We start from the raw sequence: 14,834 nt of genomic DNA, 5'->3' as shown, positions 1-14,834 counted from the left end.
AGGAACAGAATAAACCGGTTCATGGGCGATCCCTGCGATGAAATCCTCAGAAATCATTGCAAGGGTTCGCGGATGAGTTTTACATACTCTCGGCCAAAAGCAGACTTTCTATACAGGATTACGACCTCTGTAAAAAATGATTTTCCATAGCTCGCCTCCCCTAGACTCGACGCCTGCAAAACAGGCGCGAATTTGACGGATCCGAGAGTAGTTTAATAGAACGCCTGCAGGCCGGTTTGAGCACGACCAAGGATCAGCGAGTGGACGTCATGGGTGCCTTCGTAGGTGTTGACCACTTCCAGATTGACCAAGTGGCGCGCTTCACCGAACTCGTCACTGATGCCATTACCACCGAGCATGTCGCGAGCCAGACGGGCGATATCCAGTAACTTTCCACAACTGTTGCGCTTCATGATCGAGGTTATTTCCACCGCCGCGATTCCTTCATCCTTCATCCGCCCCAGACGCAGGCAACCCTGCAAGGCCAGGGTAATTTCAGTCTGCATGTCGGCCAGCTTTTTCTGGATCAGTTGGGTCTGTGCCAGGGGACGACCGAACTGTTTGCGATCCAAGCAGTACTGGCGTGCGGTGTGCCAGCAATCTTTAGCAGCACCCAAAGCGCCCTGATACCGTAACGGGCAGAGTTGAGGCAGGTGAACGGACCTTTCAGACCGCGCACATCCGGGAAGGCGTTTTCCTCCGGGCAGAACACGTTGTCCATGACGATTTCTCCGGTGATCGACGCACGCAAGCCGACCTTGCCGTGAATTCGTCGGAGCACTCAGGCCCTGCCAGCCTTTTTCCAGGACGAAACCGCGAATCTCACCGGCATCGTCTTTCGCCCAGACCACAAACACGTCGGCGATCGGGCTGTTGGTGACCCACATCTTGGCACCGGTCAGGCGGTAGCCGCCGTCGACTTTCTTCGCCCGGGTTGGGGATTCCATGCGCACTTGGACACCCATTCCACGAACACTTGGACAGCGATTCCACGCTGACTTGGACACTCATTCCACGAGCACTTGGACAGCGATCTCTCACTGATCCGACCCAAGCTCAGGCCGTAGCACACATAGTTCAGACCGCTGCCGCCGTAGGCTTCGGGAATGGTCGCGCCCAGTAGGCCGGTTTCGCCCATCTCGCGGAAGATCGCCGGATCGGTTTTCTCCTGGCGAAAAGCTTCGATCACGCGGGGCGCCAGTTTGTCAGCGGCGAACTGTTGAGCGCTATCACGCACCATGCGCTCTTCTTCAGAGAGTTGCTGATACAGCAGCAGTGGGTCGATCCAGTTGAAGCTTGCTTTGTTGGCCATGGGTATTTCTCCGGGTTTGTTCTTGTGCTCGTCACCGGAACCGGTTGCGGGCTTCACGACATTCCATGGCTTTGATCAGTGAGCCGCAAGGTCTCATGGAGATCTCGCTTGCGACGTTGTGTTACCTAGCCAAGCCTATGACCTCTGGCGCCAAAGCGGACGGGCGTTTCAATAACGATGTGAGATCACCGAGTTGCTGTCGCATAAGTGGGCGTCCGTTTAGTCGACGAGGCGCTGGACAAGGTGCGCGATCTGTCGAATATGTCGCGTTCGGCGCATTTGGACGGCGTGGGCCCGATCGAAGCCATACACCGGTTGGTGGAGAGAATTCCGCCTGATATGCCCGATAGCATGCGCGTTCGATTGGAGTGTGCCGAGTTGGAGCCGCGTCCGGATGCCTGTGTTGAAGTCGTGCTGTTCCGAATATCCAAGAGGCATTGAACAACGTGCTCAAGCATGGCAGTGCCGGCCTGATCGAAGTAAGACTCAGGCGGCGCAATGACGGGATTCACTTGATGATCGACGATAATGGAAGCGGTTTCGACACGGCCGCCGTGATGCACAGCGGCAAGGGTATGGGCTTGAGGAACATGGCCGAAAGAGCCCGGCTTTTAGCCGGGGAGTTCACATTGGACTCAGGCTTAGGTAGAGATACGCGGATAGAGGTGGTTATACCGGATTCAGCGGCTTGATCACTCTGGCAACTTCTTAAGCCTGTAGGCTAGTGCAGGCCGAGTCATTCCTAGCAGACGCGCAGCTTCTGAGACATTTTGCTCAGCGCGCTCCATAGCACCTTGCAAGAGCTGTTCTTCCATCGTATCCAGGCTCACCCCTAAGTCGAGCAACTGATCCACCCACGCATGCGTTGGCTCTAACTTCTGACTGATCAAATTACCTTCGCTCGACAGGCCAATGCTATGAGCTTCGGCGGACTGGAGTGGGAACAGTGCCTCTACCGAAATGCTCTGGTTGCTATCGGTAATAATCACTCCGCGCTCTATAAGGTTTTCCAACTCACGAATATTGCCTGGCCAGTCGTAGCGCAAGCAGGCCTCGCTGGCACGATCCGAAAGGCCGAGGGTTTTTTTCTGGTAGCTTAAATGCAGCTTTTCAAGGAAATGCTCAATTAACGGCGGGATGTCTTCCCGACGATCACGCAACGCGGGAATTCGGACTGGATAGACATTCAATCGGTAGTAAAGGTCAGCGCGAAAACGTCCTTCCTTCACAGCCTGGCCGAGGTCGTCATGAGTAGCACCGATGACGCGCACATCGACACTGCGGGTCTGGCTATCGCCCACCCGTTCAAGTTCCCCCTCTTGTAAAACGCGCAGTAAACTGGCTTGGGCCCGTGGCGTCAGCTCGATGATTTCATCGAGAAACAGCGTGCCGCCATGTGCCCGCTCGAAGCGACCCATGCGAGATTGTTGAGCACCGGTGTAGGCGCCTTTTTCGACTCCAAATAGCTCGGCCTCAATCAGATCTGGCGTAATGGCTGCGCAGTTAAGGGCAATGAACGGACCTCCGGGGCGCTCGCTTCGCAAATGCAAACTTCGAGCGATGACTTCCTTGCCAACCCCGGTTTCACCTAGCAACAACACCGATGCTTTACCCGGGGCAACCTTATCAATCAGCTCGCAGGTTTTGCGGTATATCGCCGAACGACCGATGCCGTAAAACTGACCTGCACGCAACTGAAGACGTTGGCTCATATTCTCGACTTGGAGCTGCAGGGTGTGCAGTTCGTCGATGATTGAATCACTTTGGAAATAGCGCATGAACGTATCGGCATCCTCCCATTCCTCAGCTGGCTTGCCGATGATCCGACACATTTTGTCTCCGCATCCGCGGCAACTGACTTCCTTGTAAATGATCTGCCGGCCAATGAAGAACGACGAATAGCTGATCGCGTAGCCGAGCAGCGTCCAGCAAATCGGCTGATCAGAATGCAGGTGTTCACTCTGGTGGTTTTCTACTTCAAAAGAGTCAACCCATTCGATTTCGGCATAAAAGATTCCAGCCTCGATATCGATGTCCATCTCCACCGGACGGACGTTGACCATGCCCTTGAGCGAGTGCAACTGAGGTCCTATCAGGAACATATCGATGTCACTGCCGTTGGGTCGTAGCTTTCGCGCCAGCTCCGCGTCTTTCAGCCCGGACTGGTAGCCCAGGCGAAGGAAAAAGCCCTTTGCACGTTCTTCGCCAATCATCTCGATCAGCTCCCGACGAAACGATGCCATAGCCGAAACCTGCATCAGCAACATGCGTTGCTCATCAAGCCAGATCTTTCCTTCGCTGCCGAGGAAATGAATCCGATCGGTCAGATCCTTGAGCAGTGCGGAATGCTCAGCGGCTCGGTACTTCATGGTCATGCAAATACACCCCTCTATCTTTTTGTTTGTGGGGATGACCCGGGCCTGACGCCTAGGCTGAGGCGTGATCGAGGCAGTGTGTCAGAACTCTCGCGACGACTTGGGTTCGCTTAAAGTCTATATAGAACGTCCTGAAATGCTCCTGAAAGTCAAATTGAAATTCAGCAACTCACTGCGGTCGCTGCGGGACCGGGTGCAGGCCTGTTCTTTCCTGATTGATCATTTGCTCGAGAGGTCGGATTGAGGTTGATTAAATGATCAACTCGTCTAATTGCTATCTCTCCCAAGTACCGCATTGGTCACTCGTATAGAGTTTAAAAAGGTATTTAACTTATTGTTTTTATTGGTTTATTAAATAGCGGTTACAACGCTGGCACTGTTGTTGCTCTGTACCCCTGCATAACAACAAGGGAGTACCCGAGCATGGCCCAATCTGACAGCACTTTCGATCAAATGCCGCGGTACGTCCGTGTACGCAGCGAGCCAGGCGATGCGTTCGTCGAATTCGACTTCGCCATCGGCTATCCCGACCTGTTCGTCGAGCTGGTGCTGCCGCATCAGGCGTTCCAGCAATTTGCGAAAACAACCACGTGCAGCACATGGACGCACAAATGTCCGATGCCCTCGACGCCGATGCGCGGAAGTGGCGCTACGGCGAAACCCGCGACACCGAATAAGCCCCAACAATAACTACAGGAGTCCACTCCATGAGCGTCGAGATCAAGACGACCACCGTCGAGACGATCCGCAACACCTTCAGCCACACGCGTCGCCGGTTTGGCGACAAAGTTGCCAGCCGCTACCAGGAAGCGAGTTTCGATCTAGAGTCCGCGACCAATTTCCATTACCGGCCGCTGTGGCAGCCGGACAAATTGCTCAATGACGCCACCCGCACCGCGGTGGTCATGGCCGACTGGTACGCGGTCACTGACCCGCGCCAGTACTACTACGGCGCCTATGTCCAGGCCCGGGCCAAGATGCAGGAAAACGCCGAGCACGATTACGCGTTCTGCGAAAAGCGCGACATGCTCGCCAGCCTGTCCGCCCGGAACGTCCAACTGATCAGCAAGCTGTTGTTGCCCCTTCGGCACGCCGAAATGGGGGCCAACATGAACAACAGCAACATCGCCGCCGACGGCTTTGGCACCAGCGTCACGCAGATGCACATGTTTCATGCCATGGACCGATTGGGCATCGCCCAGTACCTGTCGCGCATCGGTCTGATGCTCGATGACGGCGACGTGTTACTGCTGGCCCAGGCCAAACAACAGTGGCTGAACGACCCGGCATGGCAGGGCCTGCGCCGCTATGTCGAAGACACACTGGTGGTCCGTGACTGGTTCGAACTGACTGTGGCGCAAAACCTGGTCAGCGATGGCCTGGTGTACCCGTTGCTGTTCCATAAACTCGACGAGCAATTGTCAGCCAACGGTGCCGGCCAGGTCGGCATGCTGACCGAGTTCATGCGCCTGTGGTTCGCCGAGAGCCAGCGCTGGGTCGATGCGCTACTCAAGACCGTGATCAACGAAAGCCCCGCCAACGGGTCGCTGGTGCAAGCCTGGATCGATCATTGGAGTGCCCGTTCCGTCGAGGCGCTGCAGCCACTGGCCGGCCTGGGCCTCGATGAGTCCGCGCTGGACGCGGTGTGTACCGAGTTCAGCGCACGCCTGAAGAAAATCGGCCTGACAGGAGCAAGCGTATGACTTCCCTTGTTTACATGAACCTGCAAGACACCGACTACGTGCGCTCGATCGTCGACGCGATTGTCCAAGACAACCCGCATGTCGAGATCCAGCACCAGCCTTCGATGATCCGCATCGAGGCCAAGGGCCGGCTGGATATTCGTCGTGAAACCGTCGAGCAACTGACCGGCAGCCCGTGGGATATCCAGGAAATGCTGATGTACGTGATCACCCTGGGCGGCAACGTTGTGGAAGAGGACGACAGCTTCTCCCTGTACTGGAACAGCTGATCACCAACCGCCAGCCGCGTTTGATCCATAACAAGAATTCGGGAGCGCCATCATGGCCGTGAAAAAACGCCTTAATGCCAAAGAAAAATATCGCTGCATGACCCGTGACCTGGACTGGGAGCCGAGCTACCAGACCCACGAGGACATCTACCCGCACGAACGTTTTGAAGGGATCAAGATTACCGATTGGGACAAGTGGGAAGATCCGTTCCGCCTGACCATGGACACCTATTGGAAATACCAGGCCGAAAAAGAGAAAAAGCTCTACGCGATCTTCGATGCGTTCTCGCAAAACAACGGCCATACCACACTGTCAGACGCCCGTTACGTCAACGCATTGAAGCTGTTCCTGTCAGGCGTCACGCCGCTGGAATACCAGGCCTATCAAGGCTTCGCCCGGGTCGGCCGGCAATTCAGCGGCGCCGGTGCGCGCATCGCCTGCCAGATGCAGGCCATCGACGAACTGCGCCACGTGCAGACCCAAATTCACGCGATGAGTCACTACAACAAGCACTTCAACGGCCTGCATGATTTCGCCCACATGCACGACCGCGTGTGGTTCCTTTCGGTGCCCAAATCGTTCTTCGAAGATGCGCGCACAGCGGGTCCGTTCGAGTTCCTCACGGCGATCTCGTTTTCGTTCGAGTACGTGCTGACCAACTTGCTGTTTGTTCCGTTTATGTCCGGTGCGGCGTTCAACGGCGACATGGCCACAGTCACCTTCGGTTTCTCCGCGCAGTCCGACGAAGCCCGGCACATGACCCTGGGCCTTGAGGTGATCAAGTTTCTGCTGGAGCAACACGAAGACAACGTGCCGATTATCCAGCGCTGGATCGACAAGTGGTTCTGGCGCGGTTACCGCCTGCTGACGCTGGTCGGAATGATGATGGACTACATGTTGCCCAACAAAGTCATGTCCTGGTCCGAGGCCTGGGGCGTGTATTTCGAAGAGGCGGGTGGTGCGCTGTTCAAGGACCTTGAGCGCTACGGCATCCGTCCGCCCAAACATGTCGAAGAGGCCAATATCGCTAAGGATCACGTCAGCCACCAAGCCTGGTCGATTTTCTACCAATACAGTCAAGCAACCAACTTCCACACCTGGATGCCAACCGACGAAGAGCTCGACTGGCTCTCGGAAAAGTACCCGGACACCTTCGACAAGATCTATCGCCCACGTTTTGAACACTGGCGTGCGCTGCAAGAGAAGGGCGAGCGTTTTTACAACCCGACCCTGCCGATGCTGTGCCAGATCTGCCAGATCCCGCTGTCGTTCGGCGAACCGGATGACCAAACCACCCTCAGCCATCGCAGTGCCGAGCACGAAGGCGAGCGCTATCACTTTTGCTCCCAGGGCTGCTGCGACATTTTCCAATACGAGCCAACCAAGTACATCCAGGCCTGGCTACCCGTGCACCAGATTCTGCAAGGCAACTGCGGTGGCAGCGATGTCGAGTCGGTGGTGCGCGACTACTACAACATCAATCCTGGCCAAGACAACTTCGAATACCTGGGCTCCGCCGAGCATCGCCGCTGGCAGGACTGGCACCCGAACGATCGCAACAGCGCGCCTGCGCCCCCCGTAGACCCGGACCTGCTCAAGACCGGCTGACCCCATGCGCCGAAGTGGCCCTGCGGGCCCACTTCAAACCCACATTACAAGAAGGACAAGATTATGCCCGTGACTTCCATCGGTGCCTATGAGGCCCAACCCCTGGATCGCCAGGAAAATTTCCATGGCCTGCAACTGGTGTACCTGTGCTGGGAAAAACACCTGATGTTCTGCGCCCCGTTTACTTTTCCCCTGCCACCGGCGATGCCCTTCGCCGACTTCATCGAACACGTGGTCAAGCCCTCGATTTCCCAGCACCCGGATGCCGAGCGGGTCGACTTCAGCCAGGCGCTGTGGCGTCTGAACGATCACCCGTTCACCCCAGACAACGGGTTGAGCCTGATCGATAACGGAATCGCCCACAAAAGCCTGTTGCACCTCAATACACCTGGCTTGAACGGCATTGCCGGCAGCTTCAACTGAGGATACGGCGATGAGCTACCAAGTAACCATCGAACCCACTGGCGAGCAGATCGAAGTGGAAGAGGGCCAGACCATTCTCCAGGCGGCGTTGCGCCAGGGCGTCTGGCTGCCATTCGCCTGCGGCCATGGCACGTGCGCCACCTGCAAGGTTCAGGTGCTGGAAGGCGAAGCTGACCTGGGCGCGGCATCGTCTTTTGCCTTGATGGATATCGAACGTGACGAAGGCAAGGTGCTGGCCTGTTGTGCGATTCCGCAAAGCGACATGGTGATCGAGGCGGACATCGACGCCGACCCGGATTTCCTCGGGCATCCCGTCGAGGACTATCGCGCCGTGGTCAGCGCGCTGGTGGATCTGTCGCCGACCATCAAGGGCGTGCACCTCAAACTCGAGCGGCCGATGGCATTCCAGGCCGGTCAGTACATCAACCTGCAATTGCCCGGGGTGGACGGCACGCGGGCGTTCTCGCTGGCCAATCCACCGAGCCGGGCCGATGAGGTTGAACTGCACGTGCGGCGGGTCGAGGGCGGGCGGGCCACAGGCAAGATTCACGAAGGCTTGAAGGTCGGTGATGCGGTGGAATTATCCGGGCCGTATGGGCAGTTTTTCGTCCGCACCTCGCAAAGCGGCGACCTGATTTTCATCGCTGGAGGCTCGGGGCTATCGAGCCCGCAATCGATGATTCTCGACCTGCTGGAGTCCGGCGATACGCGTCAGATTGTGCTGTTCCAGGGAGCACGCAACCGGGCCGAACTCTACAACCACGAATTGTTCGAGGCGTTGGCGCGGGACCATGCCAACTTCACCTACGTGCCCGCGCTCAGCCAAGCCGCGGAAGACGCCGAATGGACGGGCTTCAAGGGCTACGTGCACGACGCTGCGAAACAGCATTTCGACGGTCGCTTCAGCAGCCGCAAAGCGTACTTGTGCGGCCCGCCCGTGATGATCGATTCGGCGATTTCTTGCCTAATGCAAGGGCGACTGTTTGAACGCGACATCTTCATGGAGCGTTTCTACAGCGCTGCCGATGGCGCCACTGAGACCACACGGTCGGCGCTGTTCAAACGCATCTGAATTCAACCACAACAAAACGCCGGACGCTGCTGACCTTCAAACGGTCAGTAGGGTTTCGGGTGACCATAAAAACAACAAAAGGTCATTAACCATGAACGCTGTATCGCGAATCAAGCATGCGAGTCATCTGTGCCGTGTCGGATTGAACCTGCTGGCGGCTGCCAGTGCAGGGGTTCACGCCACCGAAGGCGGTGGATCTTCCTACCCGATGGGGGCGGAAAACTACATGTCCGGCGCCATGCCACCACCGGGCTTGTATTCGCAGTTCTTTGTCAGCCACTACGAGGCCGATTCCCTGCGAGGCAACATGGCGAGAAAGTACCGGTGGACTTCAGGGTACGGGCAAACGCCATAGCACCGCGATTGATCTGGGTCACCGAGCAGCAGGCGCTGGGTGGAAACCTTGCCTTCCACGCCATCGTGCCGCTGGTGGACCTCAAGGTTGAGCTCAACGGCCAGTCGCAGAGTAAACAGGGATTGGGCGCCATCATCTTCGGGCCGGCGCTCGGCTTTCATCACAGCGAAAAGCTACACAGCATTGTCGCCCTGGATTTTATTGCGCCATCAGGTGAATACGATCGCGGTGACCTGGCCAATATTGGGCGTAATTACTGGGTGGTTGAACCAGTGGTGGCGGTGTCCTCCGTTGACCCGCAGGGGCTCAACGTCGATGCGAAAACCATGTATGACTTCAACCAGCGCAATAACGCTACTGACTACCGCTCCGGCCAGGAACTGCACGTGGACTAAGCAGTAGGTTGGGGCCTGGGTAATGGCTGGGTGGTGGGTGTGGGCGGTTACATGCTCTACCAGACCACGGACGACCGGCAAGACGGTGATCGTATCGAAAGCAATAAGGGCAGAACGATAGCGATCGGCCCTTCTGTGAAATATACGAACGATAAGGGCTGGTTTTTAACAGCCAAGTGGGAGCAGGAGACCCGGGTTCGTAACCGCGCAGAAGGCAATGCCTACCGGGTGAAGTTGACGATCCCTTTTTGAAAAAAAACGGGTTCGTGCGTGAGTGAGATCACCGACCTGCTACCGCATAAGTGGGCGTCCGTTTAACCACACACGGTGTGTTGGGCGGACGCCTACTTTAGAGATACATATCCATAGGAATCGAATGAGGAAGCCACTCCTACAGATAGAAAAACTACCTATATGAAGCCACCGCATCGGAGCCAATACCACCGATCCGAATTCTAGCTTCATTGGAAGCTACTTGATTTCTACCCACGCGATCGGCGCCGTCAGCGGCCAGACCTTTTGCGCCGACATGATCGGCGCCATCAGCGGCCAGATCTTTTGCGCCGACATGATCGGCGCCGTCAGCGGCCAGACCTTTCGCGCCGACATGATCGGCGCCGTCAGCAGCCAGACCTTTCGCTCCGACATGATCGGCGCCGTCAGCAGCCAGACCTTTTGCGCCGACATGATCGGCGCCGTCAGCGGCCAGACCTTTTGCGCCGACATGATCGGCGCCGTCAGCGGCCAGACCTTTTGCTCCGACATGATCGGCGCCGTCAGCGGCCAGACCTTTTGCGCCGACATGATCGGCGCCGTCAGCGGCCAGATCTTTTGCGCCGACATGATCGGCGCCATCAGCGGCCAGACCTTTTGCGCCGACATGATCGGCGCCGTCAGCGGCCAGATCTTTTGCGCCGACATGATCGGCTCCATCAGCGGCCAGATCTTTTGCGCCGACATGATCGGCGCCGTCAGCGGCCAGATCTTTTGCGCCGACATGATCGGCGCCATCGGCGGCCACCTGGCCTGTGCCATGCTCAGCACCGCTTCGTGCCAATGCGCCGGCGGCGACATGATCAGCACCATCAGATGCGACCGCTGTAGGTGTGGTTTGGCTATCCACAACCGCTACAGGGCTTGCGGTGGACAGTTCTTGCGCCTCCGTACGTAACGGCGATTGAGGCCCTAGGATGTATATTCCAATTGCTGATAAAACAAGCCCGGAAACAATCTTACGGTTCATAACTTCTCTCCTTAACATCTTTCCAATTAGTTTCTTGAAGCCGAATTAAGATTCAGAATGCCATAACCTGTTGTGGTTATAAGGCATCATTCTCGTAGCATCCGCCTACATCGTGCGTGGATAAACAGACGCCCACTTAGCCTACAGGCTGAAGAAGTTGCCAGAGTGATCAAGCCGCTGAATCCGGTATAACCACCTCTATCCGCGTATCTCTACCTAAGCCTGAGTCCAATGTGAACTCCCCGGCTAAAAGCCGGGCTCTTTCGGCCATGTTCCTCAAGCCCGTACCCTTACCGCTGTGCATCACGGCGGCCGTGTCGAAACCGCTTCCGTTATCGTCGATCATCAAGTGAATCCCGTCATTGCGCCGCCTGAGTCTTACTTCGATCAGGCCGGCACTGCCATGCTTGAGCACGTTGTTCAATGCCTCTTGGATATTCGGAACAGCACGACTTCAACACAGGCATCCGGACGCGGCTCCAACTCGGCACACTCCAATCGAACGCGCATGCTATCGGGCATATCAGGCGGAATTCTCTCCACCAACCGGTGTATGGCTTCGATCGGGCCCACGCCGTCCAAATGCGCCGAACGCGACATATTCGACAGATCGCGCACCTTGTCCAGCGCCTCGTCGACTACCCGGACCAACGCGGCCTGACGCTGTTCCTGGTCCCCTACAAGATGACGCAGGACCGAGTTGGCGCTGATCTTGATGAGGGTTAACAATTGCCCCACATCGTCATGCAGTTCCCGTGCGAGATGACAACGCTCGCGCTCCTGCAGTTCGATCATCTGCCTGAGTCGTTGCGCACAGGCTTTGGGCTCGTCGAGGTCATGGCACAGCCCCTGCGACTCGACAGCATCAACAACAAACATCCTGGCAACCTCACGCTCTCAATAGGCACTATCGAGGGTCGATAGTGAACGGAACAACAACCGGTACACTGCTGCAACGACGATGCTCTAGACCCGAAACTGCCCCAGCAGCCGATTCAATTGCAACGCCACCTGCCCCAGGTTCTTGCTGGCGGTGTTGGATTCCGCTGCCGATTGCGCGTTGTTGTGCGCCAGGCTGGTCGTATGGGCGACGCTCTGATTGATTTCGTCGACCACATGCGTCTGTTGCAGCGTCGCGCTGGCGATAGAGGCCCCCAGCCCGCTGATGTTGCGTAACATCCCGGCGATTTGATTCAAGCTGGCACCGGCCTGACTGGCTTGCTCCACTGTCAGTCTGGAGGCTTCGCTGCTGTCGTTGATCGCTTCGACCGCCGCGCTGGATTTGCTCTGCAGCTGCTCGACCATCACTTGAATTTCCGACGTTGCCTGCTGGGTGCGCTGAGCCAGCAGACGTACTTCGTCAGCCACCACGGAAAAACCTCGCCCCTGCTCCCCCGCTCGAGCCGCCTCAATGGCCGCGTTAAGCGCCAACAGGTTGGTCTGCTCGGCGATCGCATGGATCACTGCCAGCACGCCGCCAATTTGAGTACTGTCCAGCGCCAGCGCCTGAATCGCATCGACGGCCTGCGCAATGGTCGTGGATAACTGATCAATCTGGTTCAAACTGCGATCGATACTGACTAAACCGCGCTCAGCCTGCTGCTCGGCACTGCGCACTTCATTGGAGGCGTGCTCAGCATTCTTGGCAACATCCTGCACGCTGTAGGCCACCTCATTGATTGCAGTTGCCACCATTTCCATTTGCTGGGATTGTTCGCCGCTTTGCTGCTGCGCCATATTGGCGCTGTCGCTGAGGGAATGGGCGGCGTCCTCGAGTAGCTGCGCCACCCCCAGCAACTCTGCAATGACCTGGCGTAATTTGTCAGTGAACACGTTGAAGTGCGTGCCCAAAGCACTTAGCTCGTCACGACCGCTGACCTGTAATTGAAGAGTGAGATCGCCTTCGCCACTGGCGATATTGGCCATGGCTTCGACGGTTTGCCTGAGGGGGCGTGAAATACTGTGCACGATCAGACTGATGAAAGTGGCCAGCACCAGAGCGCTCAATAGCCCCAACAGCGCCATCTGCGTCAGGTCTTTGCGAAACTGTGCGTTGATGTCATCGATGTACATACCCGTGCCGAGCACCCAGCCCCAGGGTTCGAACAAGGCGACGTAGGAAACCTTGTCCACGGGTTCGTTATGACCCAGTTTGGGCCAGGTGTACGCAAGCATCCCTGCACCTTGCTCTCGGACGATGCGCATGATCTCCATGCTGAACTGAAAACCGTTGCTATCCTTCAAGTCGCTGACATCCTGCCCCTCCAACTTTGTGTTGACCGGATTCATGATCATGACCGGCTGCAGGTTCTCGATGAAAAAGTATTCCTGGCCGGCATAGCGCATGCCGCGAACCATTTCCCGAGCCTGCTCCTGGGCTTGTTCTCGAGTCAGCTTGTGAGCCTGCTCCAGGCTTTGGAAGTAACTGAATACACCGAGGGTGTTTTCCACCGCGTTTCGGGTTTGCTGAACCTTGGCCATGTAGAGATGGCTGTAACTGTTTTGCAGCATCAACGTGACAAGTGCCAACAACATCAACATGGACGCTAGCAAAATCAGCCAAAGGCGCCGGCTGATGGGCATGTTTCGCAGACTGGGCACGGAAAGGCTCCTATTTGAGATCATATGTACACACAAGCAGGTGTCTCTTTTGGCTTGCCATGGACCACAGCAAGAGACGAACAACCGCGCGATGACGTCTGTTCGGCCCGCCGTTACTGCCTTAGAGGGTTACCAGAGCGCCAAGGTGTAATCGATGTTGACCCGCGTTTCGTTGTCATCGCGGAAGGTCGCCGCCGGAGCGAAATCATTGCGGTACCAGGCATGACGCAGACGCAAGCTGACCCCCTTGAACGTGCCCGACTGCACCACATAGGACAGCTCGACATCTTTTTCGCTTTCGCTGAGACCATCTCCCCCCAAAGCCGTCGGCAATGCGATATTGCTGCCATTCAGGTAGCGCACCATGCCTTTGAGTCCCGGCAGAGCAACGCCGACGAAGTCGTAGTCGTAGCGCACTTGCCAACTGCGCTCTTTAGGGTTGATGAACTCGGAACTGAGCGAGCCTTCGGAAACCACCAGGGGTTCGGTCCCGGTTAGATACGGCATCGCGGTGTCGCCGTTGAGCTGCATGTAGCCTGCTCCCAGGCTGTGGGCGCCCACGGAGTACGTGAACATCGTCCCCAGGTTTCGGTTGTCGACATGCCCGGCCTTGGCCGCACCGTCTTCCCCTGTGATGAAGTAGCGGACGTCCGTCTTCAATTTCCCGGGACCGATAGGCTGTATCTGCTCGAAGCCGAAGTAGTCCTTGCGATACATCTGGTCCAGTACGGCGTGGTAGTACTTCAGTGTCAGGCTATCGGACCATTTGTAGTCACCCCCCAGGAAAATGAACTTGTCCGATTCGGCCTTGGGGTTGAAACGACCATTGGGCGAGGCGACGGTCATTTTTTGGTAATTGGTGGAATCGCGCAGGTTGATGCGGTCCAACCACCCGACACTCAACGACAGATTGTCCAGGTCCTGCGAGCGCAAGTAAGTGCCACGAAAAGTTTGCGGCAGCAGGCGTGTGGGGCTGGCGAAGGCGATCGGCAGGAACGTGCTGATGGTCCCGGCTTGCAGTTCCGTCTTCGAGATCTTCATTTTCCCGGTCAAGCCAAGCTCCGAATAATCATCGTTGGGCTCACGAGTACTCGGGTTGTACGGCAATAAACCCGTACCGGTACGGTCCGGCGACGAGTCAAGCTTGACGCCCAGCAGCCCCACGGCATCAATACCGAAACCCACAAGCCCCGGAGTGAATCCCGAACTGTATTTGAGAATAAAGCCCTGGGCCCACTCCCTGGCTGCCGATTGCGCGGAAGTGCCTTTGTAGTCGCGATCGAAGTAATAGTTACGCATTGTCAGACTGGCTTTACTGTCTTCGACAAAACCGGCGGCCTTTACTTGCCCTGCCAGAACTGAAAGAACAAAACAAACAGCGATACTCGAGGGAACGCGAACTTGAGTTTTCATGGTTTTCTCTATTTTTATTAGTATTGAACGGATCCTTACTGCCGGCGTGTCCCTGCCACCGAAC

General features: G+C 56.8%; 12 protein-coding genes and 3 pseudogenes. 8 read left to right on the top strand and 7 right to left on the bottom strand.

The window, feature by feature from the left end; genetic code table 11:
- Window positions 1-212: 212 nt before the first annotated feature.
- A pseudogene (locus CES87_RS22200) lies at window positions 213-1,312 on the bottom strand (acyl-CoA dehydrogenase family protein).
- A 437-nt stretch (window positions 1,313-1,749) separates the two neighbouring features.
- Here CES87_RS22200 and CES87_RS22195 point away from each other — a divergent pair.
- Window positions 1,750-2,004, top strand: coding sequence for a sensor histidine kinase (locus CES87_RS22195; RefSeq protein WP_178081470.1), 255 nt, complete (start codon window positions 1,750-1,752; stop codon window positions 2,002-2,004).
- Here the strand turns inward: CES87_RS22195 and CES87_RS22190 are convergent, their stop codons facing one another.
- Window positions 2,005-3,687, bottom strand: coding sequence for a sigma-54-dependent Fis family transcriptional regulator (locus tag CES87_RS22190; RefSeq protein ID WP_128607787.1), 1,683 nt, complete (start codon window positions 3,685-3,687; stop codon window positions 2,005-2,007).
- A 423-nt stretch (window positions 3,688-4,110) separates the two neighbouring features.
- On the opposite strand from CES87_RS22190, the pseudogene CES87_RS22185 reads away from it, so the two are divergent.
- The 7 genes and pseudogenes from CES87_RS22185 to CES87_RS22155 all read left to right on the top strand — a co-directional run bounded on the left by CES87_RS22185 (window position 4,111) and on the right by CES87_RS22155 (window position 9,765).
- Window positions 4,111-4,364, top strand: a pseudogene (locus CES87_RS22185) (phenol hydroxylase subunit).
- A 30-nt stretch (window positions 4,365-4,394) separates the two neighbouring features.
- Window positions 4,395-5,390 carry an aromatic/alkene monooxygenase hydroxylase subunit beta gene (locus CES87_RS22180; RefSeq protein ID WP_128607786.1) on the top strand — a complete coding sequence of 332 codons (996 nt, stop codon included), beginning with the start codon at window positions 4,395-4,397 and terminating at the stop codon, window positions 5,388-5,390.
- Window positions 5,387-5,659: an MmoB/DmpM family protein gene (locus CES87_RS22175; RefSeq protein ID WP_128607785.1), complete on the top strand. Its 273-nt coding sequence runs from the start codon at window positions 5,387-5,389 to the stop codon at window positions 5,657-5,659. The genes CES87_RS22180 and CES87_RS22175 overlap by 4 nt, the downstream gene beginning before the upstream one ends.
- 52 nt (window positions 5,660-5,711) lie before the next feature.
- The gene (locus tag CES87_RS22170; RefSeq protein WP_128607784.1) at window positions 5,712-7,268 is read left to right on the top strand and encodes an aromatic/alkene/methane monooxygenase hydroxylase/oxygenase subunit alpha; all 1,557 of its coding nucleotides are present in this window, start codon (window positions 5,712-5,714) and stop codon (window positions 7,266-7,268) included.
- A gap of 63 nt (window positions 7,269-7,331) precedes the next feature.
- Window positions 7,332-7,691, top strand: a complete 360-nt coding sequence (locus CES87_RS22165; protein WP_128607783.1) for a phenol hydroxylase subunit P4 — start codon at window positions 7,332-7,334, stop codon at window positions 7,689-7,691.
- Window positions 7,692-7,701: 10 nt separating this feature from the next.
- Window positions 7,702-8,763: an NADH:ubiquinone reductase (Na(+)-transporting) subunit F gene (locus tag CES87_RS22160; protein WP_128607782.1), complete on the top strand. Its 1,062-nt coding sequence runs from the start codon at window positions 7,702-7,704 to the stop codon at window positions 8,761-8,763.
- A 91-nt stretch (window positions 8,764-8,854) separates the two neighbouring features.
- A pseudogene (locus CES87_RS22155) lies at window positions 8,855-9,765 on the top strand (transporter).
- Window positions 9,766-9,919: 154 nt separating this feature from the next.
- Here the strand turns inward: CES87_RS22155 and CES87_RS34500 are convergent.
- The 5 genes from CES87_RS34500 to CES87_RS22130 form a co-directional block, all read right to left on the bottom strand.
- Window positions 9,920-10,300, bottom strand: coding sequence for a hypothetical protein (locus CES87_RS34500; protein ID WP_371858252.1), 381 nt, complete (start codon window positions 10,298-10,300; stop codon window positions 9,920-9,922).
- A 625-nt stretch (window positions 10,301-10,925) separates the two neighbouring features.
- Window positions 10,926-11,171 carry a sensor histidine kinase gene (locus CES87_RS34495; RefSeq protein ID WP_371858251.1) on the bottom strand — a complete coding sequence of 82 codons (246 nt, stop codon included), beginning with the start codon at window positions 11,169-11,171 and terminating at the stop codon, window positions 10,926-10,928.
- A gap of 5 nt (window positions 11,172-11,176) precedes the next feature.
- Entirely contained in the window at window positions 11,177-11,635 is a 459-nt protein-coding gene (locus tag CES87_RS22140) for a sensor histidine kinase (RefSeq protein ID WP_128607781.1), read from the bottom strand.
- An 87-nt stretch (window positions 11,636-11,722) separates the two neighbouring features.
- A complete protein-coding gene (locus tag CES87_RS22135) occupies window positions 11,723-13,357 on the bottom strand; it encodes a methyl-accepting chemotaxis protein (RefSeq protein WP_128607780.1) in 1,635 nt (544 codons plus the stop codon).
- Between the two features lie 129 nt (window positions 13,358-13,486).
- On the bottom strand, window positions 13,487-14,770 hold the full coding sequence (locus CES87_RS22130; RefSeq protein WP_128607779.1) for an OprD family porin: 1,284 nt from the start codon (window positions 14,768-14,770) through the stop codon (window positions 13,487-13,489).
- Between the last annotated feature and the right edge of the window lie 64 nt (window positions 14,771-14,834).

It is taken from the genome of Pseudomonas sp. ERMR1:02 (genome assembly GCF_002277815.1).
Classification (GTDB): domain Bacteria; phylum Pseudomonadota; class Gammaproteobacteria; order Pseudomonadales; family Pseudomonadaceae; genus Aquipseudomonas.
The sequence above is the reverse complement of the archived record's forward strand: the minus strand, read 5'-3'. Positions and strand labels throughout refer to the sequence as shown.